General features: G+C 62.6%; 2 protein-coding genes. Both read left to right on the top strand.

Features of this window, described 5'->3' with window-relative positions; translation table 11 throughout:
• Positions 1-152 precede the first annotated feature (152 nt).
• On the top strand, positions 153-848 hold the full coding sequence (locus tag Q0349_RS12010) for a hypothetical protein (protein WP_298081243.1): 696 nt from the start codon (positions 153-155) through the stop codon (positions 846-848).
• A 4-nt stretch (positions 849-852) separates the two neighbouring features.
• Positions 853-2,340 (top strand): PA14 domain-containing protein (locus Q0349_RS12005; protein ID WP_298081242.1); only part of this gene is annotated, 1,488 nt, incomplete at its 3' end.

The following is a 2,340-nucleotide window of genomic DNA, read 5'->3' as shown; positions in this document are numbered from 1 at the left end:
GGGCAGTTGCGCCTCCTGCTCAACCGCCACCGCATCAGCAGCGGCGCGCCCGTTACCCTGCGCCTGACGCCGGGCGATTACACCCTCGAAGCGGAATACCGCAATGACTGGTACACCGCCGATTTTTCCCTGCACATTGACAAGGTCGCGCCATGAATACGCCGCCGCGCAAACCCGCCGCCAGCTTCCGCATCCTCTTTTACCTCGCCAGCGGCCTGATAGTCGTCCTGCTGCTGGGCATGATGTATCAGACCCGCCACAGCGAGGATGACCTTCCCATCTGGCCACGCGCCGAATCCCGGAAAACCCTCCGCAATGAGCCGCCCGCGCCGTTACGCTGGGGTGAAATCCTCAACCCCGGTAACGAAATCCCGGAAAGCGGCTTTGACGTCTGGTACCTCACCAGCGGCAATCCCGCTGACATCACCCATCCCGCACACGCATCTGGGCTGAACCCCGGCTTCAACCCTGAACGCCATACCAGTCCCACCTGGGGCATGGGCGTGCTGTGGCGAGACCCTGCCCGCATCATCGGCAGGGAGCGCGACAAACATATCGCCGTCCATTACCGGAACAGCGACTTCAGAGGCATTCCCTCGCCACAATTCGCCGCCTACTGGGTCGGCTGGCTGGACATCCCGCAACGGGGCGAATACGAAATTGCCACCCGTCGCACTCGCTCGGACATCCGCATCCTCCTCAACGGGCAAAACCTCCTGGAAGGCTTCGGCGAAGACAGCGCGGTTATCGTCCCACTCGACCGTGGCCGCTACCTGCTCGAAGTAGAAATGGCAAACCGCTGGTACACCACCGACTTCGCCCTCACCGTCAACCAGCTGCAAAAGTAACGCCATGAAAACCAAAACCCTTGTCGCCCTCTTCGTCCTGGTCGCCCTCGCAACCTTCTGCACCTTCGGTTACTGGCGCTATCACTACCTGATTGACGCGATGCTCATCCGGCAATCCAACCCCAACTACGGGCTAATAAGCCCCCTGCAGTCAGCAGAAAACCAGCCGGCACCAGCATATGACGTCCCGCAGGAAGACGAACCGCTGCCGCTTCTGCCCGAAGACATCCGGGCGCGCACGGACCGAATCGCCAGAACCTTCGCCGCTACCCTGCAACCGATAGCGGGACACGCCGCAGACGACGTGGTAAAGGAAAGTCTGGCGCGGGCAACCACACGCACACCGCCCGCCGCCGCATCATCCGGCGAACGCCTTGCCGACTACCCGCGGGCAACACGCAGCTGGGGCGACATCTACAACCCCGCCGGTATCGTCCCCAAACAGGGCTTTACCGCTTACTACCTTGATACCCGCTGGCCGGAGCGGGTCATTGCCAGCGAACACCGTGGTCGCATCGCCATCAATTACAGCGACAGCTCACCCTTTCTCAACATACAAGCCGAACATTTCGGCGCCTACTGGGTCGGCACCCTGCACGTCCCGCAACCGGGGCGTTACCGCATCCATACCGACCTTGGCTGGGCGCGGGCGCGCATCCTGCTCGACAAACACATCATTGCCGAAAGAAGTACGCTCCCAAATTGCGGAAGCTGTTCGGTACCCCCCACCGAACTGCCGCTGCTGACGCTGGACGCAGGCGACCACTTGCTTGAAGTGGAATACAACAACCACTGGCATAGTGCAGCATTCCAGTTGGCATTCACCCCGGACGACACGCCCGCCTACCGGAGCGAAGACCTTGCCACAGCCCTCGCTGCCCTCAAACTGCCACCGGAGACCGTCGTTCACATCGCCGCCGTCCATGAAAGCAGCGACTACTACAACCGCCTCACCCTGCAAGCGCCCACGGACGACACGCCTTACGTCCTGCTCCTCTCCAGCAGGCACCCGGTGAACTGGCACATCGCAGGCAGGGCGCCGCTGGCGGTGGTGCGCGACAACTACGGCGACGTCAGCGGCATGGGCGACGCGCCGCTGCTCGCCTGGCTGGGGCAGGAAAACATCAACTATCGCGTGCTGGACAACGCCTTCCCGGCGGCAATGCCCGTCTGCCATTGCGAGCAGGAGCACTATCACCAGATGGGCTACCACGATTCCGTGCGGGAGGCCGCACTCATTTGCCGGTACGCAGACGGCGGCATCACCGTCGGCAGCAGCAGCGTTCCACCCCTCGGCCTGATGCGGCAAATACGGAAACTGACCGGCTATCCGCTGCGCGGCGCGAGCACCACATACGACACCAGCCACATTGACCTGGGGAAAAGCACCTTTGACCCGGCCAAAGCCGCCGCTGCCGCAGCGATGGAACGCCAACTGGAAGCCCAACGTGCCGCTTGCGAAACCGAACCGCCGAAAGTTTCAGACAAGGCG

Origin of the sequence: uncultured Cardiobacterium sp. (assembly GCF_938028185.1) — a bacterium.
GTDB lineage: Bacteria > Pseudomonadota > Gammaproteobacteria > Cardiobacteriales > Cardiobacteriaceae > Cardiobacterium.
Note: the sequence above shows the minus strand (reverse complement) of the source record. Positions and strands in the feature narration are given on the sequence as shown.